The organism is Paraburkholderia sp. UCT2 (assembly GCF_014397665.1).
Classification (GTDB): domain Bacteria; phylum Pseudomonadota; class Gammaproteobacteria; order Burkholderiales; family Burkholderiaceae; genus Paraburkholderia; species Paraburkholderia tuberum.
In genome coordinates this window covers 1-24085 of sequence record NZ_VZQO01000017.1, presented here as the reverse complement: position 1 = coordinate 24085, position 24085 = coordinate 1, and the positions used below count along the sequence as shown (strand labels likewise).

The window sequence follows — 24085 nt, the reverse complement described above, 5'->3', positions numbered from 1 at the left end:
GTTTTCTCCTCAGGCGTCCGTAACGGGCGCGCCGTAGCGCGGCGCATCTTTCTGCGCGACGTGAATCGTCCCGCCCGCGAGCGAACGCAGCACCACATAGAACACCGGCGTCAGCATCAGGCCGAACAGCGTGACGCCGAGCATGCCGAAGAACACCGCGACGCCCATCGCGTGACGCATCTCCGAGCCCGCGCCGCTCGACAACACCAGCGGCACCACGCCCATGATGAAGGCGATCGACGTCATCAGAATCGGCCGCAGACGCAGACGGCTCGCTTCGATCGCGGCCTGCAGCGGACTGCGTCCGTCGTGTTCGAGCTCACGCGCAAACTCGACGATCAGGATCGCATTCTTCGCGGACAAGCCCACCAGTACCATCAAACCGATCTGCGTGAAGATGTTGTTGTCGCCGCCGGTGAGCCACACGCCGGTCAGCGCGGAAAGCACGCTCATCGGCACGATCAGGATCACGGCGAGCGGCAGCGTCAGGCTTTCGTACAGCGCGGCGAGCACGAGGAACACCAGCAGCACGCTGATCGGGAACACCCACATGCCCGCGTTGCCGGCGAGGATCTGCTGATACGTGAGGTCGGTCCACTCGAGCTTCACGCCGCGCGGCAGCACCTCGGCGGCCACGCGTTCGGCCGCGGCCTGCGCCTGGCCCGACGAAAAGCCGGGCGCCGGGCCGCCGTTGATGTCGGCCGCCGTGTAGCCGTTGTAGCGCACCACCATCTCCGGTCCGTAGGTCGGCGTCACCGTGACGAGCGACGACAACGGCACCATCTCGCCCGCCGCGTTGCGCGTCTTCAGTTGCAGGATGTCGTCGGCGCGTTGACGGAACGGCGCATCCGCCTGCACGCGCACCTGATACACGCGACCGAAGCGGTTGAAGTCGTTCACGTACAGCGAGCCCAGATAGATCTGCATCGTGTCGAACACGTCCGTGACCGGCACGCCGAGCTGCTTCGCCTTCACGCGATCGAGATCGACGTTCAGCTGCGGCACGTTGATCTGATAGCTGGAGAAGGTCGGCCCAAGTTCGGGCGTTTGCGCCGCGCGCTTCACGAATGCTTCGGCAGCCTTGTTGAGTTCCGCGTAACCGAGCGCGCCGTGATCTTCGAGCTGCATCTTGAAGCCGCCGAGTGTGCCGAGCCCGAGCACCGGCGGCGGCGGGAACACCGCGACGAACGAGTCCTTGATCGCGCCGTACTGCTGGTTCAGCGCACCGGCAATCGCGCCTGCCGAGAGCTTCTTGTTGCCGCGCTCCTTGAACGGCTTCAGCGTGACGAACACGATGCCCGCGCTCGAACTATTCGTGAAGCCATTCACCGACAGACCAGGGAAGGCCACCGCGCTTTCGACGCCCGGCTGCTTCAGCGCGATCGCGCTCATATCGCGGATCACCTTCTCCGTGCGATCGAGCGAGGCACCGTTCGGCAACTGCGCGAACGCGATCAGATACTCCTTGTCCTGCGCGGGCACGAAGCCGCCCGGCACGACCCGCGCCACCAATACGGTTGCACCGACGAGGATCGCGTACACCGCGAGCATCGCGCCCTTGCGGCTCAGCACGCCGGTCACGCCGCGGCCGTAGGCTTCCGAACCACGATGAAAGACCTTGTTGAAACGCTTGAAGAAGCCGCCGAGCACACGGTTCATCACACGCGTCAGCCAGTCTTCCTTCTCGCCGTGGCTGCGCAGCAGCAGCGCGGACAACGCCGGCGACAGCGTCAGCGAATTGAACGCCGAAATCACCGTCGAGATCGCGATGGTCATCGCAAACTGCTTGTAGAACTGGCCCGTGAGACCCGTCATGAACGCGAGCGGCACGAACACGGCGACGAGCGTCAGCGCAATCGCGATGATCGGCCCGCTCACTTCGCGCATCGCCTTGTAGGTCGCATCGCGCGCACTGAGCCCGCTTTCGATGTTGCGCTCGACGTTCTCCACCACGACGATCGCATCGTCGACCACGATACCGATCGCGAGCACCATGCCGAACAGCGACAACGCGTTGATCGAGAAGCCGAACGCAAGCAGCAGCGAGAACGTGCCGACGATCGACACCGGCACCGCGATCAACGGAATGATCGACGCGCGCCACGTCTGCAGGAACACGATCACGACGATCACGACCAGCGCGATCGCTTCGAGCAGCGTATGGATCACCGCCTCGATACTCGAACGCACGAACTGCGTCGGGTCGTAGACGATCCGGTATTCGACGCCGGCCGGCATGTCTTCGGCGAGTTCCTTCATCGCCGCGCGCACCTGCTCTGAAATCGCGAGCGAGTTCGCACCCGGCGCCTGATTGATCGCGAGCGCAACCGCGGGCTTGTTGTCGAGCAGCGAACGCAGGCCATATTCCGACGCCGCGAGCTCGATCCGGGCGATATCGCGCAGATAAGTCACGCCGCCGTCGGGCGCGGTCTTCACGATGATGTCGCCGAATTCGCCCTCGGTCTTCAAACGGCCGCGCGCATTCACCGACAACTGCAACTGCGTGCCCGGCACCGACGGCGACGCACCGATCACACCGGCCGCGACCTGGATGTTCTGCTCGCGGATCGCGTTGACGACTTCGGTCGCCGTGAGACCGCGCTGCGCGACTTTCTGCGGATCGAGCCAGATACGCATTGCGTAATCGCCCGAGCCCCACAGTTGCACTTCGCCGACGCCCTGAATCCGCGCGAGCCGATCCTTCACGTTGAGCAGCGCGTAATTGCGCAGATACGTCATGTCGTAGCGATCGTTCGGCGAGATCAGGTGCACGACCATCGTCAGCGTCGGCGAACTCTTGATCGTCGTCACGCCGAGCCGCTGCACGTCATCCGGCAGACGCGGCAGCGCCTGATTGACGCGGTTCTGCACGAGCTGCGTCGCGAGGTCGGGATTGGTGCCGAGCTTGAACGTGACCGTCAGCGTCAGATTGCCGTCGCTATTGGCCTGCGACTGCATGTACAACATGTTCTCGACACCATTGATCTGCTCTTCGAGCGGCGCTGCGACCGCTTCGGCGATCACTTTCGGATTCGCGCCCGGATACTGCGCGTGCACCACCACCGAAGGCGGCACCACTTCCGGATACTCGGAAATGGGCAGCTTGAACAGCGAGATGATGCCCCCGAGCAGGATCAATACCGATAGCACGCCTGCGAAGATCGGGCGATCGATGAAGAATTTGGATATGTTCATTGGAAGCTCTTAACGTTGGAGCATGCGCGTTGGAGCACGCGGCTCACGAATTGCCTTTCGCGCCGGCCTCGGCCTTGGCACGCGACTGCGCGAGCGCCGCGCTGTTCGGGTCGTCGTCGGTCGTCATCGGCACCATGTGCGCTCGGACCGTATCGCCGGGACGCACGCGCTGAACGCCGTTGACGACGATCCGATCGCCCGGCTTCAAGCCGTCCTTGACGACGCGCAGATTGCCTTGCATCGAACCCGTCGTGATCCCGCGATAAACGACGTGGTTGCCCTGATCGACGACCAGCACGAACTTCTTGTCCTGGTCGGTGCCGACCGCTGCATCGTCGATCAACAGCGCCGGATGCGGTGCGCTGCCGCCCACCTTGATGCGCGCGTAGAGGCCCGGAATCAGCGCGCCGTCCGCGTTGTCGAACTTCGCGCGCACGCGGATCGTGCCCGACGACGTGTCGAGCCGGTTGTCGACCGACTCGATCGTGCCGCTGCGCGAGTAGCCGGATTCATCGGCGAGACCGAGTTCGACCGGCACCTTGCTGCCGTCCTTCGCGCGGCTCAGGTATTGCAGGTAGGTCTGCTCGTCCGCGTCGAACGACGCGTAGATCGGCGACACCGACACGAGCGTCGTCAGCGGCACCGAACTGGCGCCCGCCGCCACCACGTTGCCGACCGTGATCTCCGCGCGCGACACGCGGCCCGACACCGGCGCGACGATCTTCGTGTAGCCGAGATTGATGCGCGCGGTTTCCAGCGCGGCTTGCGCGGCCTTCAGGTTCGCGCTCGCCTCGCGCGCGGCGTTCTGCTTCTCGTCGTAGTCGCGTTTGGCGATCGCGTTGTCGACGATCAGCCGTTGCGCGCGTTCCCAGTCGCTTTGCGTGTAGCCGGTACGTGCCTGCGCGGCCGCGAGCTGCGCTTGCGCGCGATCGACTTCGGCCGCGTACGGACGCGGATCGATCACGAACAGCGTGTCGCCCTGCTTCACGAGCGCGCCGTCCTTGAAGTTGACTGACACGATCGTGCCCGGCACCTGCGAACGCACGTCCACTTTCTGCACGGCTTCGAGACGGCCCGAATAGGACTGCCAGTCGGTGATCGTCTTCTGCACGACGGTCGCCACGTCCACTTCCGGCACGATGGTGGGTGCGGCCGGCGAGCTCGCATCGACACGAATCGCGCCGAACGTGCCAAGCCCGGCAAGAACGACGACGACCACGGCGGCTAACGCCACGCGGCGGCGGGAAAGAGGAAGGATAGTCATGTGTAGCTCCCGGTATCGTTGATTGAATTTCTGTTTATCGATGAGCGCGCGCGTCGAAGCGCCACTGGAAAAAGCGCACCGCTTCCTGCAAAGCGGGCGGATGATCGGCGAGCGCTGCGTGCGACACGCTCGGAAAGCGCACCACCTGGGTCTGCACGCCCGCGTCGATCAGATTGCTTGCATACTTCTCGGCCTCGACGTGCAGCACGTCGTTCTGCGCGGTCGCGATCAGCGTGGCCGGCAAGCCGGCGAGCCGCGACGATTCGAGCGGTGCCGCATACGGATGCATGCGCTGAGACGCTTGCGGCAGATACGCGCGATAACACGCGGCGCACTCGCGCGCGGTGATATCCGAACCAAGCCGCTGCTCGTCGCCGAGCCGCGTCAGGCTCGGATCCAGCATCGGGCCGAACAGCGCCTGCGCGCTGATCAGCACGTCGCCACGATCTCGCGCGATGAACGCGAGACAATTGGCGAGTTGGCCGCCCGCGTCATGGCCCGCCACGCCGATCTTTCTGCTATTGCCACCAAACGCCCGCGCCCGCGTCTGCACCCACAGCGCCGCGCGATGCGCGTCTTCCGGCGCGGCTGGAAACGGAAACCGCGGCGCGAGCGAATAGCCGACCGACACCACGAGCGCCGGTAAGTGTTCTGCGAAATACCGCGCGGCGAAGTCCGCGCACTCGATCGAACCCTTCGTAAAACCGCCGCCGTGAAAATAAAGCAGCACCGGCAACGCGGTTTTTTTCGTCAGCCGATACAGGCGCAACGTAATGGGTTGAGCGTACCCATCGATATCCACGTCGGTGACTTCAAGCGTTGCGTCATTGGCCTCAGCGCCAGTGTCTTCGGCGGAAACGCCGGTGGAAAAAGGCGGGTACGGCGATTTGAATGCATCCATGTCGAGCCGCGCAAATGCGCATAGAACTTCAATGGTGCGAATTGTGGGTTCGGCAGACTCGCAAATAAATGCCTATAATCCGGCAACACAATTCGGTGCCTTTGAACAATCCCGATGTGATTGTTTTCGCGGACTCCATTCCCGCCTGTGCACCAGCCCCTTCTGGAGGTTTGCAATGGACCGGCTTCAGGCCATGCAAGTGTTCACGCGCGTCGTCGACACCAACAGCTTTACCCGCGCAGCGGAAACGCTCGACCTGCCGCGCGCATCGGTTACTACGATTATTCAGAACCTCGAAGCGTTTCTCGGCACGCGGCTGATGCACCGGACCACCCGCCGTCTGTCGCTGACGCCCGATGGCGCCGCGTACTACGAGCGCTGCGTGCGCATCCTCGCGGATGTCGAAGAGACCGAGGCGAGTTTCCAGAGCGGCAACAAGAAGCCGCACGGCAAGCTACGCATCGACATGCCAGGCTCGATTGGCCGTCTGCTCGTCATTCCGTCGCTGTGCGAATTCCACACGCGCTATCCGGACATCGATCTGCAACTGGGCCTGACCGACCGGCCCGTCGATCTGCTGCAAGAAGGTGTCGATTGCGTGGTGCGTGTCGGCGCGTTGCAGGATTCGTCGCTGGTCGCGCGCCGCATCGGTCTGTTCGAGGGCGTGACCTGCGCGTCGCCCGACTACATCAAGCGCGCGGGCGTGCCCGCTTCGCTCGAAGATCTCGACAATCACAAAGCCGTCAACTACTTCTCGAGCCGCACGGGACGCACGCTCGACTGGGCGTTCCTGGTGAACGGCAACGAAGTGGAAGTGAAGATGAAAAGCATCGTATCGGTCAACGACGCGGATGCCTACGTGACCTGCGGACTCGAAGGCTTCGGCCTGATTCAGCCGGCGCGCTTCATGGTGCTGCCGCATCTGGGCTCGGGTCAGCTCGTCGAAGTACTGCCTGACTTGAAACCCTTGCCGATGCCGATTTCGGCAGTCTATCCGCACAGTCGTCATCTGTCGCCGAAAGTCCGCGTTTTCGTAGACTGGATCGCGGAGCTGTTCGATCGTTGCCCATTGCTGAGCGGACGTGGCACTCTCGACGCCACCTGCACGAAGCGCACATTCGAGCAGCGCGAGTCCGCGCCGGCACTCGACACGCCGGTGATGACCGAATGGGTCGCATGAAGTACGGGGAGTGAAACAGTGAATTCCAGCCGCGGCGCCAATGCCGCGGCACCCGTGCAATCGCACGGCCCCGGTGAAGCCTCGCTCGCGATTGTTCCTGAATCGCGACAATTCATTTCGCAAAACCGCGATTTATCCACACCGCGTCGACGTCTACATTTCACCCTGTCGCAGCGCCATCGCGCTGCCAATGAATCGACAGGAGTGAATCATGAAACGCAATCTGTTGGCGGGCCTCGCTCTGTCGCTGCTCGTCAGCGTTCCGGCATTTGCGCAAGGCGGCGGCGGTATCGGCCGCGCGGGAACGTATGACACGCAACCGGCGCCGACCGCGAGCACGAAGACACGCGCCGAGGTCAAGGCCGAACTGGTCGCCGCGTATCGCGACGGCTCGCTGCCCTCACTGAATCGCACCTCGTATCCGGACAAAGGCCTGATCGGCCAGACGCAAGCCGCGCGCATCGCGTTGCAGGAAGGAACGAACGGCGAAGTGACGCGCATTGCGAAGGGCCAGTAACGAGTTAGAAGAAGTTGATTCAGAACCCGGCGCGCTTGCGGCGCAAAACTGCGCGCCTCTTCATCGAGGAGCACATCATGACACCGTCGGAACTCGACAACTGGAATACCGACACGCCCGTGTGGACACCGTATCGCCCGGTACAGCATTGAGCGTTGGCTGTCGTTCACGGCACTCGCCGTCATGCGCCCGCGAAGTGGCTTCGCGGGCGCATTTGCATTGACGCGATCGAAAGCGGTGCGGCCTGTGACGACGCGCTTGCCGTCGTTTCCCTATAATCGAACTTCCTTCCCTCGCAGCGGATTTGTGCGCTTCACTATAGGAGCAACACGATGGATTATGTGAAACTCGGCCGCACCGGCCTCGATGTATCGCGTCTCTGTCTCGGCTGTATGAGTTATGGCGTACCCTCGCGCGGCACGCACCCCTGGTCGCTCGACGACGAAGCCGCGCGGCCTTTCATCAAGCAGGCGCTCGATCACGGCATCAACTTCTTCGACACGGCCAACGTCTATTCGGACGGCACCAGCGAGGAAATCGTCGGCCGTGCGCTGAAGGACTTTGCGAAGCGCGATGAGATCGTGCTCGCCACCAAGGTCAATAGCCGCATGCATCCGGGCCCGAACGGCGCGGGGCTGTCGCGCAAGGCGATCATGGCGGAGATCGATAACAGCCTGCGGCGGCTCGGTACCGACTATGTCGACCTGTATCAGATCCATCGCTGGGACTATGGCACGCCAATCGAAGAAACGATGGAAGCGCTGCACGATGTCGTGAAAGCCGGCAAGGCGCGCTATCTCGGCGCGTCGTCGATGTACGCATGGCAGTTTGCCAAGGCGCTGCAGGTGGCCGAGCGCAATGGCTGGACGCGCTTCGTGACGATGCAGAACTACGTGAATCTGCTGTACCGCGAGGAAGAGCGCGAAATGCTGCCGCTGTGCGAAAGCGAAGGCATCGGCGTGATTCCGTGGAGTCCGCTTGCCCGCGGACGCTTGACGCGCGACTGGGACACCGAAAGCGCGCGCTCGGAAACCGATGAATTCGGCCGCACGCTGTACGCGCACACGCAGGAAGCGGATCGGCGTATCGTCGAGCGGGTCAGCGAGATCGCGAAAGAGCGCGGCGTGCCGCGCGCGCAGGTTGCGCTAGCGTGGGTGCTGCAGAAGAAGCCGATTACCGCGCCGATTGTCGGTGCTACCAAACTGCATCATCTCGACGATGCGGTTGCGGCGCTCTCGTTGAAGCTCAGTGACGACGAAGTTCGCCGGCTCGAAGAACTGTATGTGCCGCATGCGGTGGCGGGGTTCAAATAAACGCTGTGAAGCGTACTGGCATCCGGTTGGGACGGGCGGAATGACCCACGATTGCAGCGCGCGTCGCTTCGCCTCCTCTCGCCTCCTCTCGGCTCCTCTCGTCCGCGGGGTTCATGGACCCGATTCATGCCCGAGTGGAGAAGTCTTCTTTAATTGCGCGGCACATCCGGTTCAAAGAACACCCAGCGCACCTGAGGAAACGTGGCCTGCAGATCGGCCTCGATGACGTTGATCGCATCGACCATCGCGCGGCCGCTCGCGTAGTCGATCATTTCCGCCTGCACCGCCACCACCACGTGACGCCCCCACTGCAGCGTGATCAGGTTGATGATGCCGCGAATCTCGGGACGCGCGCGCAGATGCGCGTCGATGGCGCTGCGCACTTCCGGGCTCGCCGATTCGCCGACGAGCATCGACTTCACTTCACGCGCGACGAGCCACGCGATCGTCATCAGCAGAAAACCGATCCCCACCGAGCCGAGCGCGTCATACACGGGGCTGCCGGTCACCATCGTCGATAGCACCGCGACGAAGGCGATCGCGAGACCGAATAGCGCGGCGATATCTTCGCCGGCCACGACCAGCAGATCCGACTCGCGCGTCTCGCGAAACCAGTGCCACAGATTTTTATCCGGATGCGTCTTGCGAATCTCCTTGACCGCGCCCCATAACGATAGCGATTCGAGCACCACCGACACACCGAGCACCGCCAACGCGACGAACTCATATTGCAACGGCTCGCGCGCAATCAGTCGATGCACGCCCTCATACACCGAAAACGCACCGCCGACGAAAAACAGCAGCAACGCAACCAGCAGCGAATAGAAGTTGATTTCGCGGCCGCTACCCATCGGATGCAAAGGGCTCACCGGCTTGCGCGCTTCGCGCAGTCCGAATAGCAGCAGCAGTTGATTGCCGCAGTCGGCGGTGGAGTGAATCGCTTCGGCGAACATCGATCCGGAGCCGGTGAACGCCGCCGCGGCGAACTTGCAGACGGCGATGCCGAAGTTGGCGGCGAGTGCGTAGAAAATGGCTTTCGGCGATTCTTCTTTCATCTGCTGGCGGGGGTCGGTGAGTGGGCTGGGTATTTTTGGGTATTGCACGAGCGAAGTGATCGGCAAGTACTCGATATTATGGATGAACGACACACCCGGTCGCAGGAATCGGACCTGATGTGCCGTCGTGCCGCCAGTTCCCCAGGCGTCCTTTGCACCATTCGTGCAGCTCACGCCCTCTCTAGCGCCGCCATCTCCCGTACGACAACCAGCAGCACCGAAAGACTCGCGCCGCCCGTCGCGCGCAGATCGGTCAGCAGACGCGTATAACGCTCGAGCTGTGCCGCGCGTTTGTCGCGCCACGCTTGCACCAGCGAATCGGGCGTCGACGCATCGGTCGCGCCGGCCAATGCGCTCGTGGTCAGCGCGCGCTTGAGCCGCGCGAGTTCGGCGAGCGCCGATGCGCGCGCGAGCATGTCCCAATGCGTCGGCGCCGGCAACGAGGCGGCGCGCTCGCTGATCCAGCTGTAATTCAGCAACGTGCCGAGCGCGAAGTAGACGCCCGCGACCTGTTCGAGATTGCGCCCGCACGTCGACGCGACTTCGGCGATATCGAGCAGAGCGGCCGACACCTCGCCGCTCGCGATCCGCACCGCGAGATCGCTATCGACACCCGCATCGACGAACACCCGTTGCCGCTCCGACAACGCTTCGAGGTCCGCGCCAGGCAACAGCGCCGGCCATTGTGGCGCGAGACGCTGCGCGGCGTCGCGACAGCGCGCGAGCAGGCCGGTCACGTCGTCGCCGGCCGCGCCCGTTTGCAGATGCCGCAGGAACCACAGCGCCGAACGTTCGACGAGCCGCGCGACCTCCGCGAACATGCGTGCCTGCACGTCGTCGGGAACGCGGTTGTCGAGCGCGTCGATACTGCGCCAGATCTGATCGAGATCGAACACGTCGCGCGCCATGATGCACGCGCGCACGATGTCGCCGGGCTGTGCATCGGTCTCCTCCATCAGCCGATGCACGAACTCGCAGCCGACGCGATTCACGAGCGCATTCGTCAGATGCGTCGCGAGGATTTCACGGCGCAGCGGATGGCGCTGCATCGGTTCGCGGAAACGCTGCCGCAGAGGTTTCGGAAAGTACTCGATCAACATGTCGCTGACGAGCGGGTCTTCCGGCATCGACGATTCGAGCAGCGCGTCATAGAGCCACATCTTGCTGTACGCGAGCAGCACCGCGCGCTCGGGTGTCGTCAGTCCCTGCTTCGCGGCCGCGCGCTCGGCGATGTCCTCGTCGGTGGGCAGAAACTCGATCACGCGATTGAGCCGCCCCGCCTTCTCCAGATAGCGCATCAGGCGCGCTTCGGCATCGAGCAGCTCCACGCCAAAACGGCCCGCGATCGACAAAGCCTGGGTCTGATAGTAGTTGTCCGTCAGCACGAGCAGACCGACTTCATCGGTCATTTCGGCAAGCAACGCATTGCGCTGCTTCTCCGTCATTTCGCCGTCGGCGACGACGAGGCCCAGCAGAATCTTGATGTTGACCTCGTGATCCGAGCAATCGACACCGGCCGAATTATCGATCGCATCGGTATTGATGCGGCCGCCGCGCTGCGCGAACTCGATGCGCCCGAGTTGCGTCAAGCCGAGATTGCCGCCCTCGGCCACGACCTTGCAGCGCAGATCCGCGCCGTTCACGCGGATCGCGTCGTTCGCGCGATCGCCCGCCTGCTGATTGGTCTCGCGGCTCGCCTTCGCATAGGTGCCGATGCCGCCGTTGTAAAGCAGATCGACCGGCGCCTGCAGAATCACGCGCATCAGCTCGGCCGGCGAGAGCGCCGCCGCGCTGATCCCGAGCGCCGCCTGCACCGCCGTCGACAGCGGAATCGTCTTCGCGCTGCGCGGGAACACGCCGCCGCCGGCCGAGATCAGCGACGGATCGTAATCGGCCCAGCTCGAACGGTCGAGCATGAAGAGCCGCGCGCGCTCCGCCATGCTCGCCGCGGGATCGGGATTCGGATCGAGAAAGATATGGCGGTGATCGAACGCGGCGAGCAGCTTGATATGCGGCGACAGAAGCATGCCGTTGCCGAACACGTCGCCCGACATGTCGCCGACACCGACCACCGTGAAGTCCTCGCTCTGCGTGTCGACGCCGATTTCGCGGAAGTGCCGCTTGACCGACTCCCACGCGCCGCGCGCGGTGATACCCATCTTCTTGTGGTCATAGCCGACCGAGCCGCCCGACGCGAACGCGTCGTCGAGCCAGAAACCGTATTCCTGCGAGATCGCATTCGCGTAGTCGGAAAACGTGGCCGTGCCCTTGTCCGCGGCGACGACCAGATACGGGTCGTCGGGATCGTGGCGCACCACGTCAGGCGGTGGCACGACGTCGGTGCTCGCCAGATTGTCGGTCACGTCGAGCAAGCCGCGCAGGAAGGTCTGATAGCACGCGACGCCTTCGCGCATCCACGCATCGCGCTCACTCTGCGGCGGCGGATTCTTGACGACGAAGCCGCCCTTCGAGCCGACCGGCACGATCACCACGTTCTTCACCATCTGCGCCTTCATCAGGCCGAGCACTTCCGTGCGGAAATCCTCGCGCCGATCAGACCAGCGCAGGCCGCCGCGCGCGACGCGCCCGCCTCGCAGATGGACGCCCTCGACGCGCGGCGAATAGACCCAGATCTCGAACATCGGTTTCGGCTCGGGCAAGCCGGGCACCTGGGCGGGATCGAACTTGAACGACAGATACGGCTTCGGTTGGCCCAGAGCGTCATGGCGGTAGTAGTTGGTGCGCTTGGTCGCCTTGATCACGCCGAGGAACTGCCGCAGGATGCGGTCTTCGTCGAGATTGGGCACCTGGTCGAGCGCGCTGTCGATCGTCTCCAGACAAGCGTTGACGCGGGCCTCGCGTACCGCGCCGAGCGCCGGATCGAAGCGCGCGATGAACAGGTCGACGAGCATGCGCGCAATCGCCGGATTGCCGGTCACCGCGCGTTCGATATACGCGTCGCTGAACGTCGAACCGACCTGTCGCAAGTACTTCGCGTAAGCGCGCAGAATCGTCACCTCGCGTGCATTGAGCTGCGCGCGCAGCACGAGGCGGTTGAAGTCGTCGCTTTCGATCGTGCCGGTCCACACCTGCTCGAACGCCTGTTCGAACAGATCCTTGACCCGCTCGATGTCAAACTCGGTATCGTCCGCGAGTTCGAGGCCGAAGTCGTGGACCCACGCGGGCATCGCACCGGGCGCCTCGATCAGATAAGGCCGCTCTTCGTCGACACGCACGCCCAGATGTTCGAGCATCGGCAAGCTGCGCGACAGTGCGATCGGCAGCCCCGCGCGATACACCTTGAAACGGAACGCGCGCGGTCCCGATTCGATCGGCCTGTACAGGTTCATCGCGAGCCGCTCGCTGCCCTGCACGCGCTCGATCAGTTCGATATCGCGCACGGCCGTGCGCGCCGGATAGTCGTCGCGATAGCCGGCCGGGAACGAATCGGCGTAGTGCTGCAGCAAACGGTTGCCCTGCTCTTCTCCGTACGCGTCGAGCAATGCGTCGGCCAGATCGTCCTGCCAGCGTCGCGCGACCTGCACGAGGCGCGCTTCGAGCTCGCGCGTGTCGACGCTCGGCATGCCGCCCGCTTTGGCATGGACGACGAAATGAATTCGCGCGAGCGTCGACTCCGACAGCAGCGGCGTGAATTCGACGTTCTCACCATTGAATGCGTCGGCGAGCAGGTTCGCGATGCGCTGCCGCAAATCGGTGTTGTACTTGTCGCGCGACACGAACACGAGGCACGATACGAAGCGATCGAAGCGATCGCGCCGCACGAACAGCCGCGTGCGCTGATGCTCCTGCAAACGCAGCACGCCGAGGGCGGTGTCGTACAGCTGGTCCTCGTCGGCCTGGAACAATTCGTCGCGCGGATAGGTCTCGAGCACCGTCACCAGCGATTTCGCCAGATGACCTTTCGGCAGGAATGCGGCGCGTCTGACGATATTTGCGCATTTGCGCCTCACGATCGGAATCTCCGCGGCCGACACGAAATAAGCGGTCGACGTATACAGGCCGATGAAGCGCCGCTCGCCCGTCACCTTGCCATCGGCGCCGCTCAGCTTGATGCCGACATAGTCGAGATAGCCGGGCCGGTGCACCGTGGCGCGCGAATTGGCCTTAGTCAGAAAGATCGGCGACGACCCGGAGATGATCTCCGCGGCCGCCGGCGGCAACGGCGTGACTTCCGCCGCGCCGCCCGGCTGCAGCGCATCGCGCAGAATGCCGAGACCGGAGCCCGCGACCGCCCGCAAACCGAAGCCGCCGTCGTGCTGCACCAGTTCGTAATCACGGTGGCCGAGGAACGTGAAATGATCGGCGACCATCCATTCGACGAACGCGCGCGCTTCGACGCCCTCGGGACCGGTTTCGCGCACCTTCATATCTTGAATGGTCTGCTTCGCGCGTTCGATGATCTTCGGCCAATCCTCGACCGCCGCGCGCACGTCGCCGAGCACGCGCGCGATGTCGTCGCGCAACGCGTCGAGTTTTGCGGCATCGCCACAACGATCGACCTCGAAATGGATGCACGAGGTCAGATGCGAGCGCGTATCGCCGGCTTCTTCGGCACCTTGGCTCACGCGCGCGATGCTGCCGTCCGGCGCGCGCCAGACCCGAAATACCGGATGAACGACCGAATGCAGCGCGAGCCGATGCCGGTTGACCGACATCGAGACCGAATCGACGAGGAACGGCATGTCGTCGTTGACGATTTCGATCACCGTGTGATCGGAATGCCAGCCATGCTGTTCGAGGATCGGGTTATACACGCGCAGCCGCTGCTCGCCCGGCACGAAGCGCTGTGCGGTCTGCCAGTGGGCCAGCGCCGCGCCGTACAGATCGGCGATCGAGCGGCTTTGCAGATCGCCCGCGTCGACGAAATCGTAGTAATGCCGCAGGAAGGGTTCGACGATATTGAAGGCCGGCTCCGGCAACCGCCCCCGCGCAAATTCGACAACATCGTTCAGCAGGTGTGTGACGGCTTCTTCGTTCTTTGCTTGCATGATCGACTCCCCTGGCTGGCGGCAATGGTGAGTATCGCGTGATTCGCAGGCAACGTCTGACTTGGAATTATGCGCCTGCCGTACGCGATACGGCCGTTTCGCGCAGTCAGGTAATACCCGCTGACCACCCGCTGACCGGTCGTCGAAGAATCGCCAGGCTCTGCTCGCATCGCTGCGGCGCGGCAACGCCGTGCGCGGCTCAACGCGCGGGCTTTGCGGGCGCCGCTGCCGGCGCGGCCGCATCGCTATTCTCGGCGCGCTGGGTGAGCCACGCGCGAATCTGCGCGGCCGTCCACGCGGGATCGTCATGGGGTAGATCATGGCCGGCCCACGGATGCTTGCGATGCGGCGCGCCCCACGCCACCGCGAGCTTCGCCGAACAGACCGGGTTGACGAGCCCATCGGCTTCCGACGACAGAATCAGCAATGCACACTCCGGCGCGGCGGGCGCCGCGCTAAAGCACGCGGCCGCCCACAATTGCCGCAACGCATTCGCGCGGCTCACCGGCGCGCTGCGGCGAATCGCGGTCCAGGCAGCGAGATCCGCGCCTATGGTGTGGAGGTTATTGCACGTGAGTCGATGAATGCCGCTCTCGGCATCGACGGCATCGCTCCAATGCGCCGCGACGCCGAGCAGACCAGGCCACGCCGACGGCCGCAGCCGCTCGTGCATGCGGCTGAATGGCCGCATGCTCGTATTGATCAGCACGAGCCGTTCGATCTCGCCGGGATGACGCTGTGCCCAGTGGGTCGCGACCATGCCGCCGAGCGACATCGCGAGCACGTTGTAGGGGCCCGGCACGCCCGTTTCGAGCGCTGCCTGCCGCACGAATGCGACCATGCCCGCGACGCTCGCCGGCGCGCGCCGCCGCACGTATTCACCGTTGCCAGGCAGATCGAGCAGCAGCAAACGCAAGCCGGTCGTGCTCGTTGCGGCTGGGCTTGCATCGCGCAAGCGATCGCCCGAAATTTGACCCAGGGTTTCGCGCAACGCCGCCGGCAAGCGCCCCCAATGCCGCGTTTCCCGCGTCAGTCCGCGCAGCAGAATCCATGTGCTCATACGCGATCCGGCCTGTACCAGTGATCGAGCGCGCTTTGCAGCAACTGCTCGCGACGGTTGCCTTGCGGCAGCCAGCGCTGCGCCGAAAACGCCGCGCGCGCGAGGAAGTCGAACAGGTTCGCATGGCGCCGCAGCACGCGCGCGGTGCGATGCTCCATGACCGGATTGAACATGCCCTGCCGCGAAAACAACTGCCGCGGGTTTTTCTTGATCCACAGCCACGAGCCGAGTTCGAGCGTCATCGGCAGAAAGACGTTCGGCGCCGGCGTGCGGTCATACGCGTAGTCCCACAGATCGCCGTGCACCAGATACTGATGGCTTTGCGGCTCGAACGTGTAGCCGTGATGCGGATGCGCGTGTTCGAACATGCTCTTCAACACGTACATTTCGGGCAGATGCCGCATCTGCCGGCGGGTTCGGGCGTACGGAAACCAGATGCTGTCGCTCCAGCCGTAGCCGGAATGGCAATCGAGCGCAATGCTCAACGGCCGCGCGGCGAGCTGCGTCTCGACTACATGCAGCAGCGCGGCCGCCTCGACCTCCATCGGCTCGCCCGCGCGACCGCGATACCAGGGCAACCACGCGCCGACGCGCTGACCGCCCGCCAGCAGCGGCACGCGCGCGTCGGCGTCTTGCGGTGCGTTGCGCATCAGGTCGACGCCGCGCGGATTCGCGCGCGTCGCTGCCCACATGCCGCCGGGATTCGCGATCGGTAAAAAGATCAGCCGGATGGACTGCAATTGGCGCACCAGCAATTCGTCCCATTCGAGCCGAGCGAGCAGCGCGCGCATATAGTCGAGGACGAGTTGCGAGCCGATTCGCTCGAGCCCGTGAATGCCGCCGAAAAAGCCAATGGCTGGCGCGAGCGGATCGGATGAACCGATGCTCGCGGTGTAGATGGAAAAGCGCCGGCCGCGTACCTCGGTCTCGCAGACCGCGCGGATTTCGAAGCTCGCCCTGCCCTGGTCGAGTATCGACTTGAGATCTTCATATTCGGCAAAACTGTCCGGAAGAAAGCTCAAAGGAGTCGGCATGACGGCGTGACCGGAGTGTCGGGATTATTAAGGACGGCCGGAAAACCCGCACTATAGCCTGGCTGTGTGTCAGCACGCGCGAGCGCGCACGTCTGCACGCGAATCGTGTCATCCGTATGTCACTTTTCGTTCGAATCACTGACTTCGCTCTGACTTCGTTTTGCCATCCTGACGACACATGACACAGCGGAAAACCCGACGCACAAAGATGTAGTCATCTAGACGTTGCGATGCCTTCACTCAACCGTCACAGTCGCTTCCTAGAATGAGCCCACACCTGCCGGCAGTGGCCGGATGCAAGAGGGAATACAGATGGAAGCGATCCGTGAAGCTATTCGAATCGAGCGTTTGAGCAAGACGTTCGGTAACGGCCGCAAAGCGCTCGACGAAATCGATCTGCGCGTCGCGCCCGGTGAAATGGTCGCGCTGATCGGCGCGTCCGGCTCGGGAAAATCGACGTTGCTGCGGCTTATCGCGGGCTTTACCGCGTCGGACGCGCAGCCGTCGCAAATCGAGATTCTCGGCCGGCCGATCCAGCAGAACGGCCGCATCGTGCGCGAGGTTCGCAGCATTCGCCGCGACATCGGCTTCGTGTTCCAGCAGTTCAATCTGGTGAACCGGCTGTCGGTCGAAACCAACGTGCTGATCGGCGCGCTCGCGCGCCTGCCGTGGTGGCGGCGTCTCTCCGGCCGCTTCCCGCGCGCGGAACGCGCGCTGTCGCGGGCCGCGCTGCACGAGGTCGGGATCGGCGAACATGCGCGCGAGCGGGCCGCGAACCTGTCGGGCGGTCAACAGCAACGTGCCGCGCTCGCACGGGCGCTCGTGCAACGTGCGCAAATCGTACTCGCCGACGAGCCGATCGCCTCGCTAGATCCCGAGTCGTCGCGCCGCGTGATGGACATGCTGCAAGCGCTGAACGTCGAGCACCGGATCACAGTGCTGGTGTCGCTGCATCAGGTCGACATCGCGATGCAGTACTGCCCGCGCACGGTCGCGCTGCGTCGCGGCAAGGTGGTCTACGACGGCCCTTCCAGTGCGCTGACACCGACGCTGCTAAAGAAACTCTACGGCGGCGATGCGCGCGAACTGCTCGACGACGCGACGCACGACGCAGACGAAACTCACGACGAGCCTGACGCCCCCGACACCGCCGCCGCGCGCTATGCGTTCGCGTTGAACGCCGCGCCGTCGAACTGAACCACGCACGCTATCGCGCGCTTTTGATTCTCTCCGTCCACTCAACCGGATCTCAACCGATGAAATTCCTGCGCTCCCTGATCACGCTCGCGGCCGGCGCTGCCGCTTTCGCCTGCATCGCCGCGGCCCACGCCGAGGACATCAACCTCGGGATCATCTCGACCGATTCGTCGGCGGTGCTCAAGCAACGCTGGGAACCGCTGATCGATGACATGAAGAAACAGACCGGCCTGAACGTGAAGGCATTCTTCGCGACCGATTACGCGGGCATCATCGAAGGCATGCGCTTCAACAAGGTGCAGGTCGGCTATTTCGGCAACGCGTCGGCAATCGAAGCCGTCGATCGTTCGAATGGCGAAGTATTCGCGAAAGCGCAGCACGCGAACGGCGACAGCGGCTACTACTCGCTGCTGATCACCAACGTGAACAGCCGCTTCAAGACGCTCGACGACGTGTTCAAGGACACGAAGAGCGTGACGCTCGGGTTCGGCGATCCGAACTCGACGTCGGGCACGCTGGTGCCTGGCTACTACCTGTTCGCGAAGCACAACGCGCCGGTCTACACGTCGTTCAAGAGCGTGCTGCCGTCGAGCCACGAAGCGAATCTGCTGGCCGTCGTCAACAACAAGATCGACATCGCGACCAACAACAGCATGATGATGGAAACGCTCAAGCGCGAGCATCCGGACAAGTTCGCACAGGTGCGCGTGCTGTGGACCTCGCCGCTGATTCCTTCGGACCCGCTCGTGTGGCGCAAGGATCTGCCGGAAGCGACGAAGGACAAGCTGCGCAAGTTCTTCCTGAACTACGCGAAAACCGATTTGCACGAAAAAGCGGTGATGGCCGGCATCACCGAGTACAGCGGCTTCGAGGCATCGTCGGATCGGCAACTGCTGCCGATTCGCGAGATCGTGCTGTTCCAGCAGAAGCAGAAGATCGAGAACGATGCACATCTGTCCGATAGCGACCGCAAGACGCAATTGGCCGCTCTCGACGCGAAGCTGAGCGCGCTCAGCAACGCACAGTCGAAGCAATGAACTCCGCCGATCTGAGCACGTCGCCCGCGCGCGCGAGCGAAGCGGCCGCCGCGCGGACGGCGCAAGATAAAGATCGTGCCGGCAAGCGCAACTGGTGGTCGTTGCTCGGCTGGATCGCGGTGCTCGCGGTACTCGGCGGCGCGTGGCACGGCGCCGACATGCGGCCGCTCGATCTGCTGAGCGACTCGGCCAACATGGGCCAGTTCGCCGCGGACTTCTTCCCGCCCGACTTCACCGAGTGGCGCAGCTACGTGCACGAGATGTACGTGACGCTGGCGGTCGCAATCTGGGGTACCGCGCTCTCGCTCGTCTGCGCGGTGCCTTTCGGCCTGATGTCCGCGCACAATCTCGCGCCGCAGTGGGTCGTGCAGCCGATGCGCCGCCTGATGGACGCGTGCCGCGCGATCAACGAAATGGTCTTCGCGATGCTGTTCATCGTCGCGGTCGGCCTCGGGCCGTTCGCCGGCGTGCTCGCGCTGTGGGTACATACGACGGGCGTGCTCGCCAAACTGTTCGCAGAAGCGGCCGAGGCGATCGATCCGCGTCCGGCCGAAGGCGTGCGCGCAACCGGCGCGACGCGCCTCGACGAAATCGTCTATGCGGTGCTGCCGCAAGTGCTGCCGCTGTGGATCTCGTACGCGTTGTATCGCTTCGAGTCGAACGTGCGCTCGGCGATGGTGGTCGGCATGGTCGGCGCGGGCGGCATCGGCGTCGTGCTGTACGAAGCGATCCGCTCGTTCAACTATGCGCAGACGGCCGCGGTGATGATCATGGTGATCGTCGTCGTGACGGTGATCGATCTCGGCTCGGCGTGGCTGCGTGAACGGGTGATCTGAGGATGGCGCGCGTCGCGCGCGCGGCACTGAGCAGCCGGATTCAAAACTGACAGCACGGGCGAAGCGCACTGCCGCTCCGCCCGTTTTTTTCCGCGTCGCCTGCACTCGGTGCTGCAGGGGGGTGATCTCGATCACCGGGCAATGCCAACACTTCTTCCGCGCCTCATACCGCCGCTTTCCACCGCACAAAGCCCCTTCGCTTCGATCATCCACTCCGCCATTCCGGCCGTCTTGCTGCCGCTGCCGGCGCTGGCCGCGTGGCCCGCACCGAGGATGCGCTGCTGGTCGGTGCCCGCGCCCATCGGGCTCACGACGAACGGTGAACTGAAGCCTCAGCCCGTGCTGTCGGCCGCGCCGCTCGTCAGATTCGACGGCGTCGCGTTGCTGCACTTCGGAAGTGACGATAGTTGTACACGCTGCAATCAACGCGTGTAATTCACCACCGGCACGGAATACGAAGTCGGCGCGAAATCGGTGCGGCCACTGCGCTGCGACGAGCCATTCGACGGCGCACCGTAGCCGCTATTCTGCGCGGCCTGGTTTTGCGCCGCGACCTTTGCTTCGACCGCCTGGATCTTGGCCGGATAGTCGATCACGTTCGCATTGGACGGATCATGACCGGCCTTTTCGAGCTGAATCAGTTCGGTGCGGACCTGGGCGCGCGCGAGCGGCTGATCGGCCGGATTCGACTGGGCAAACGCCGCGAGCGGCGCGGCAACGAGAGCGGCGATAGCCCCTGCTTCGATCAGCGACCTGATGGACTTCATGATTTCCAACCTCCCGAGATGGCTTCATGCGATTGCCGCGGAGCCTGGTGCGACCATCGGCCATCCGCAGCGGTTAACGCAGTTTAGAAGCCGGTCGAGCCACGTAGTAAGCCCTCAACCATGAATTCACTGTTGCCATAGCGGCCACAATTCGAGGCCACCACGTTCCGGCGCAGCCTCAACGCGATGCACTACACTGATAACGCCCAACGACGCGCCGCAGCCATCGCATTCGATCGAGGAGATAGACGCTCATGTCGCATCCCGTTGCCCTGCCCTCTTACCGCGACGGCGTGCGCGCCGAATGGGTCGATTACAACGGCCACATGCGCGACGCGTTCTACCTGCTGATCTTCAGTCTTGCGGTCGACGGGCTGATCGATCTGATCGGCCTGCCCGATGCGGTGCGCAAAGAGCGGCATCGATCGATCTACACGCTCGAAGCGCATCTCAACTATCTGCATGAAATCAAACAAGGCACGCAGGTGCGTGTCGACATGCGCGTGCTCGGCTGCGACGCGAAACGTATTCACGTGTACTTCGAAATGTTCGCGCTGGACACGACGCAAAGCCAACGCACCGGCCCCGTCGCCTCGGGCGAGCAGATGCTGCTGCACGTCGATACCAGCGGACCGCGCGGCGTTGCTTTCGATCCGGACGTCAAAGCGCGCGTACACGAACTGGCGCAAGCCCATGCGGCATTGCCGCCGGCGCGTTTCGCGGGACGTGTGATCGCTTTGCCATGCGCAGTGCAAACGGGAAACACTACTCAAACGGAGTGACCATGCTCGAGCCGGAAATCGCCGCCTTTATCGAACGAGCGAGCGCGCTCTATCCGTCGCATCACGCGGCGATGACGCCGCGCGAGCAGCGCGAGCTGTATGACCGCTACGCCGCGACGTTGACGCCACCACTGCCCAGCGAACTCACCACACGGGACGCAAGCTTTCGCACCGACGCGGGCCATGCGATCCCGCTTCGGCTCTACCGGCATCCAGCGAAGGCAAGCGAACACGGCACGATCCGCGGCACGGTACTGTATTTTCATGGCGGCGGCTTCGTGCTCGGCTCGCTGAACAGTCATCAGATGGTGACGGCGCGCCTCGCCGCCGACACCGGCCTCGACGTGATCGCGGTCGACTACCGGCTCGCGCCTGAGCATCGCGTGCCGGCCGCGCACGACGACTGCCTCGAGATCACGCGTGCCGCGTTGAACCACCGCCTGCCGTTCGACCTCCCAGAGCGCGCCGCATTGCAACTCGCGGGCGATAGCGCCGGCGGCACGCTCGCGGCAAGCGTCGCGCTACGCCTGCGTGACGAATGTGCGAGCGGGGTGCGCGGCATCGCGCTCGTCTATCCGATGCTCGGCACCGAGCCGCAATTGCCCGCGCGCGACACCGAGTCCGATGCGCCGATGCTGACGCTCGCGGACGTGCATAAGTTTCGCGACGCTTACTGGGGAAAAGGAGAGGAAGCCGACCCAACGCCCGGCCCCGCGTGGACGATCCCGCTCGCCGCAACCCGCTTCGACGGGCTGCCGCCAACGCTTGCCATCGGCGCCGAGCACGACCCCCTACGCGACGACGCGCGCGTGTTCGTCGAGCGAATTCGCGAAGCCGGTGGAGATGCCCGGCTGCTGGTCGGCACGGGGCTCGTGCATGGATGCTGGCGCGCGCTTGAAACAAGCCCCGGCGTGCAGGCCATGCACAGGGCTGTATGCGAATTTCTCCGCGAAAACGCACGCCATTAGCGCGGCGATATGCACCGCCGCGCCCGGCGCGTTATCGCGGCTCAGCGATTGCGGTCGCTGCGCCACTGCGCGAACGTGACGAGATCGAGGCCGACCTCGGCCGGCTCTATGCGGGTCCAGCCGAAGAACGCGTCGTCCCAGCCAGGAATGCTTTGGGGCGTCAGCGACCGGAACTTCATGCCGCCACGATACGCGAGGTCCGGCCAGAACAGCGGCATCACCTCGCGCGTGGCGAGCTGGCGCAGCAGGTCGGACGGGCCACCCTCGTCAGCGACGATCTCGCCCTGCGAGATCCAGTCGTTCTCGGCCCACGCGACGAACACGCTCGGGTTGCCCGCGGCGTCGAACATCAGGATCACGTTCTGCTCGGGCCGCCAGTAATACTCGACGATGCCCTGAGCGGCCACCACTTCGTCGATCATCTTGCGCGTGCGCGGATCGCAGTAGGTCATGCCGTTTTCGCCGAGCGCGAGCCAGCCCGACTCCGCGCAATGGCGGCTTTTGGCGTCCTTCAGGAAGTGCGTGAGGCGATTGGCCGAATCCGCGTCGGTCTTGCGCAGGTACAGGTCGACGATGCCGGCGTTGAAGGCCTTCACCGCGACGGTTTCATCGGCGACGCCGGTAAGCAATACCTTCGCGCAACGCAAGTGCGAGATCGACGACAAAAACTCGACGCCGCCGATGCCCGGCATGTCGTAGTCGACGACGACCGCCGCCACTTCCTCGAAGCGCGACGGCTGCGCGACGATGTCGCGCTCCGCCGAGGTCTCTACGAAGCGCTCGACGCCCGGTTCGCTCAGACACGCCGACGCTGCCGCGAATTCGAGCGAATTCTCGCGCGCGTGCTGGCGGATATAGTTGAGGGCCGCTTGCGGACGCGTGAAAAACAGGTTCGTGTAGGTGCCCGGGAAGAAACGGCGGAGCGCGTCGAGGTAGCTGTCGTTGTCGTCGACGAAAACCACTGTGGACGGATAAAAAACGGGAGGTCGAATAAAGTTGTTCATATCTTCACGTGTTTCTCACGCCGCCGCGAAGGTCCCCGACCGACCGGTCGGTCGATCTGACGTTTCGCCAAGCGACTGCCCAAGGAATGCCGGGCGATGCCTCGCCCGCGGGTCCGCATGATCAATGGGTTCTTGTCGCTACTACCGGTGACCGCCCGCCGTCGCTGTTCGCGCCGCTATCGACGCTGTTCGCGCGTCTCGGGTGGCGCAGCCTGGCGCGGGCCTGCCGGCATGTGCGCTGCGAGCCAGTCGCTGCAAGTCGCTTTCACACGCCGGATAATCGAACCGTGGCTGCCGGTCGTCTGCAATGGTTCGTATAGTACAGGCTCCGCGCATTGGCGGCACAACTTAAATCGCATTCCTGCAGGCGCCGGTCGCGCAATTGCGGGGGACTAACTGGTCGAAAAAGAAAATCGCGGCACGCGGAAAAAATGTCCGCTTCCGTCGTGCCGGCGAATGGCTTTAGCGGCAAGCGCGCGCCGTTCGTGCCAGGTCCGTTCGGACATCAATCATCGTGACGCGCCGCAATATGCCGACAAGAAGCGTCGATGTCGAAATGGTCGTTTATCATCAGTCAATCGCAGTTGCTTAATGGTTGTTGCTTAGATATGACGAATACCGGCAAGATGATGATAGTCGGGCTGCTCGTGGTCGATGCGGGCGTCGCCGGTTATCTGCTGTACCCCAGGGACGATCAGGCGCCGGCCGTGACCGGCGCGGTGACCCGCAGCGTCACCGGCGCGGTGGAATCGGAACCGCAGACCGATGCGACGCGTGCCGCTGGCGCCAGCGTGAGGCCTGCGCAACCCGTGAGTCCGCCCGCGCCGCAATCGGCGCTGCCGCAGATGGAGTCGGCCACTCCGGCTCCGGGAGCCGCTCAGGCGCCTGCTGCGGCACCTGCTGCGGCGCCCGCCCCCGCCCCTCTCTCCTATACACAACTCACGCTGCCGACCCAGAGGATAGTGT

General features: G+C 64.1%; 19 protein-coding genes and 1 pseudogene. 11 read left to right on the top strand and 9 right to left on the bottom strand.

Annotated elements, in window-relative coordinates; all coding sequences use genetic code 11:
- Positions 1–9 precede the first annotated feature (9 nt).
- Genes F6X39_RS16015 through F6X39_RS16005 form a run of 3 tightly spaced genes read right to left on the bottom strand, consistent with a single transcriptional unit; the run spans position 10 to position 5360 of the window.
- The gene (locus F6X39_RS16015; RefSeq protein WP_187617316.1) at positions 10–3195 is read right to left on the bottom strand and encodes an efflux RND transporter permease subunit; all 3186 of its coding nucleotides are present in this window, start codon (positions 3193–3195) and stop codon (positions 10–12) included.
- A 43-nt stretch (positions 3196–3238) separates the two neighbouring features.
- The gene (locus tag F6X39_RS16010; RefSeq protein ID WP_184025310.1) at positions 3239–4459 is read right to left on the bottom strand and encodes an efflux RND transporter periplasmic adaptor subunit; all 1221 of its coding nucleotides are present in this window, start codon (positions 4457–4459) and stop codon (positions 3239–3241) included.
- Between the two features lie 34 nt (positions 4460–4493).
- Positions 4494–5360: an alpha/beta hydrolase gene (locus F6X39_RS16005; RefSeq protein ID WP_187617315.1), complete on the bottom strand. Its 867-nt coding sequence runs from the start codon at positions 5358–5360 to the stop codon at positions 4494–4496.
- 175 nt (positions 5361–5535) lie between these two features.
- Between F6X39_RS16005 and F6X39_RS16000 the strand changes: the two genes are divergently transcribed.
- From F6X39_RS16000 to F6X39_RS15985, 4 genes are all read left to right on the top strand, one after another.
- The gene (locus F6X39_RS16000) at positions 5536–6540 is read left to right on the top strand and encodes a LysR family transcriptional regulator (protein ID WP_018423444.1); all 1005 of its coding nucleotides are present in this window, start codon (positions 5536–5538) and stop codon (positions 6538–6540) included.
- 211 nt (positions 6541–6751) lie between these two features.
- Positions 6752–7057: a DUF4148 domain-containing protein gene (locus F6X39_RS15995; RefSeq protein WP_184025305.1), complete on the top strand. Its 306-nt coding sequence runs from the start codon at positions 6752–6754 to the stop codon at positions 7055–7057.
- Positions 7058–7071: 14 nt separating this feature from the next.
- A complete protein-coding gene (locus F6X39_RS15990; RefSeq protein WP_018423447.1) occupies positions 7072–7209 on the top strand; it encodes a hypothetical protein in 138 nt (45 codons plus the stop codon).
- Positions 7210–7389: 180 nt separating this feature from the next.
- Positions 7390–8370, top strand: a complete 981-nt coding sequence (locus F6X39_RS15985; protein WP_018423448.1) for an aldo/keto reductase — start codon at positions 7390–7392, stop codon at positions 8368–8370.
- Positions 8371–8519: 149 nt separating this feature from the next.
- Here the strand turns inward: F6X39_RS15985 and F6X39_RS15980 are convergent, their stop codons facing one another.
- The 4 genes from F6X39_RS15980 to F6X39_RS15965 form a co-directional block, all read right to left on the bottom strand.
- Positions 8520–9425 (bottom strand): cation diffusion facilitator family transporter, encoded by a 906-nt coding sequence (locus F6X39_RS15980; protein WP_187617314.1) that lies wholly within the window; start codon positions 9423–9425, stop codon positions 8520–8522.
- Positions 9426–9595: 170 nt separating this feature from the next.
- A complete protein-coding gene (locus F6X39_RS15975) occupies positions 9596–14434 on the bottom strand; it encodes an NAD-glutamate dehydrogenase (protein ID WP_187617313.1) in 4839 nt (1612 codons plus the stop codon).
- Positions 14435–14633: 199 nt separating this feature from the next.
- The gene (locus F6X39_RS15970) at positions 14634–15494 is read right to left on the bottom strand and encodes an alpha/beta fold hydrolase (RefSeq protein ID WP_187617312.1); all 861 of its coding nucleotides are present in this window, start codon (positions 15492–15494) and stop codon (positions 14634–14636) included.
- Entirely contained in the window at positions 15491–16528 is a 1038-nt protein-coding gene (locus tag F6X39_RS15965) for a M14 family zinc carboxypeptidase (RefSeq protein WP_184063052.1), read from the bottom strand. Before F6X39_RS15965 ends, F6X39_RS15970 begins: the two co-directional genes overlap by 4 nt.
- A gap of 312 nt (positions 16529–16840) precedes the next feature.
- Between F6X39_RS15965 and phnC the strand changes: the two genes are divergently transcribed.
- The 4 genes from phnC (at position 16841) to F6X39_RS15945 (ending at position 20033) form a co-directional block, all read left to right on the top strand.
- Complete coding sequence (gene phnC / locus F6X39_RS15960) at positions 16841–17725, top strand: phosphonate ABC transporter ATP-binding protein (protein ID WP_187617311.1); 885 nt, start codon at positions 16841–16843, stop codon at positions 17723–17725.
- Positions 17726–17784: 59 nt separating this feature from the next.
- On the top strand, positions 17785–18762 hold the full coding sequence (gene phnD, locus F6X39_RS15955) for a phosphonate ABC transporter substrate-binding protein (RefSeq protein WP_184025290.1): 978 nt from the start codon (positions 17785–17787) through the stop codon (positions 18760–18762).
- The gene (gene phnE, locus F6X39_RS15950) at positions 18759–19598 is read left to right on the top strand and encodes a phosphonate ABC transporter, permease protein PhnE (protein ID WP_184063056.1); all 840 of its coding nucleotides are present in this window, start codon (positions 18759–18761) and stop codon (positions 19596–19598) included. Before phnD ends, phnE begins: the two co-directional genes overlap by 4 nt.
- Before the next feature lie 141 nt (positions 19599–19739).
- Positions 19740–20033 (top strand): hypothetical protein, encoded by a 294-nt coding sequence (locus tag F6X39_RS15945; RefSeq protein WP_187617310.1) that lies wholly within the window; start codon positions 19740–19742, stop codon positions 20031–20033.
- On the opposite strand, the gene F6X39_RS15940 is transcribed toward F6X39_RS15945, so the two are convergent.
- Positions 20021–20365, bottom strand: a complete 345-nt coding sequence (locus F6X39_RS15940; protein ID WP_187617309.1) for a DUF4148 domain-containing protein — start codon at positions 20363–20365, stop codon at positions 20021–20023. The genes F6X39_RS15945 and F6X39_RS15940 overlap by 13 nt on opposite strands.
- A gap of 254 nt (positions 20366–20619) precedes the next feature.
- Here F6X39_RS15940 and F6X39_RS15935 point away from each other — a divergent pair, with 254 nt between their 5' ends.
- Together F6X39_RS15935 and F6X39_RS15930 are read left to right on the top strand one after the other, a co-directional pair.
- Positions 20620–21147, top strand: a complete 528-nt coding sequence (locus tag F6X39_RS15935; protein ID WP_187617308.1) for a thioesterase family protein — start codon at positions 20620–20622, stop codon at positions 21145–21147.
- Between the two features lie 2 nt (positions 21148–21149).
- Positions 21150–22115 carry an alpha/beta hydrolase gene (locus tag F6X39_RS15930; protein ID WP_187617307.1) on the top strand — a complete coding sequence of 322 codons (966 nt, stop codon included), beginning with the start codon at positions 21150–21152 and terminating at the stop codon, positions 22113–22115.
- Between the two features lie 41 nt (positions 22116–22156).
- Here the strand turns inward: F6X39_RS15930 and F6X39_RS15925 are convergent, their stop codons facing one another.
- A complete protein-coding gene (locus F6X39_RS15925) occupies positions 22157–23119 on the bottom strand; it encodes a response regulator (RefSeq protein ID WP_187617306.1) in 963 nt (320 codons plus the stop codon).
- A gap of 608 nt (positions 23120–23727) precedes the next feature.
- Here F6X39_RS15925 and F6X39_RS15920 point away from each other — a divergent pair.
- Positions 23728–24085 (top strand): annotated as a pseudogene (locus F6X39_RS15920) (hypothetical protein); the annotation flags it as partial.

Coding starts and splice junctions, on each gene's coding strand:
- phnC (WP_187617311.1), top strand. CDS start 16,841: ATGGAAGCGATCCGTGAAGCTATTCGAATCGAGCGTTTGAGCAAGACG.
- F6X39_RS16005 (WP_187617315.1), bottom strand. CDS start 5,360: ATGGATGCATTCAAATCGCCGTACCCGCCTTTTTCCACCGGCGTTTCC.
- F6X39_RS15945 (WP_187617310.1), top strand. CDS start 19,740: ATGCCAACACTTCTTCCGCGCCTCATACCGCCGCTTTCCACCGCACAA.
- F6X39_RS15970 (WP_187617312.1), bottom strand. CDS start 15,494: ATGAGCACATGGATTCTGCTGCGCGGACTGACGCGGGAAACGCGGCAT.
- F6X39_RS16000 (WP_018423444.1), top strand. CDS start 5,536: ATGGACCGGCTTCAGGCCATGCAAGTGTTCACGCGCGTCGTCGACACC.
- F6X39_RS15940 (WP_187617309.1), bottom strand. CDS start 20,365: ATGAAGTCCATCAGGTCGCTGATCGAAGCAGGGGCTATCGCCGCTCTC.
- F6X39_RS15925 (WP_187617306.1), bottom strand. CDS start 23,119: ATGAACAACTTTATTCGACCTCCCGTTTTTTATCCGTCCACAGTGGTT.
- F6X39_RS15985 (WP_018423448.1), top strand. CDS start 7,390: ATGGATTATGTGAAACTCGGCCGCACCGGCCTCGATGTATCGCGTCTC.
- F6X39_RS15980 (WP_187617314.1), bottom strand. CDS start 9,425: ATGAAAGAAGAATCGCCGAAAGCCATTTTCTACGCACTCGCCGCCAAC.
- F6X39_RS15965 (WP_184063052.1), bottom strand. CDS start 16,528: ATGCCGACTCCTTTGAGCTTTCTTCCGGACAGTTTTGCCGAATATGAA.
- phnD (WP_184025290.1), top strand. CDS start 17,785: ATGAAATTCCTGCGCTCCCTGATCACGCTCGCGGCCGGCGCTGCCGCT.
- F6X39_RS15935 (WP_187617308.1), top strand. CDS start 20,620: ATGTCGCATCCCGTTGCCCTGCCCTCTTACCGCGACGGCGTGCGCGCC.
- F6X39_RS16010 (WP_184025310.1), bottom strand. CDS start 4,459: ATGACTATCCTTCCTCTTTCCCGCCGCCGCGTGGCGTTAGCCGCCGTG.
- F6X39_RS15975 (WP_187617313.1), bottom strand. CDS start 14,434: ATGCAAGCAAAGAACGAAGAAGCCGTCACACACCTGCTGAACGATGTT.
- F6X39_RS16015 (WP_187617316.1), bottom strand. CDS start 3,195: ATGAACATATCCAAATTCTTCATCGATCGCCCGATCTTCGCAGGCGTG.
- F6X39_RS15930 (WP_187617307.1), top strand. CDS start 21,150: ATGCTCGAGCCGGAAATCGCCGCCTTTATCGAACGAGCGAGCGCGCTC.
- phnE (WP_184063056.1), top strand. CDS start 18,759: ATGAACTCCGCCGATCTGAGCACGTCGCCCGCGCGCGCGAGCGAAGCG.
- F6X39_RS15995 (WP_184025305.1), top strand. CDS start 6,752: ATGAAACGCAATCTGTTGGCGGGCCTCGCTCTGTCGCTGCTCGTCAGC.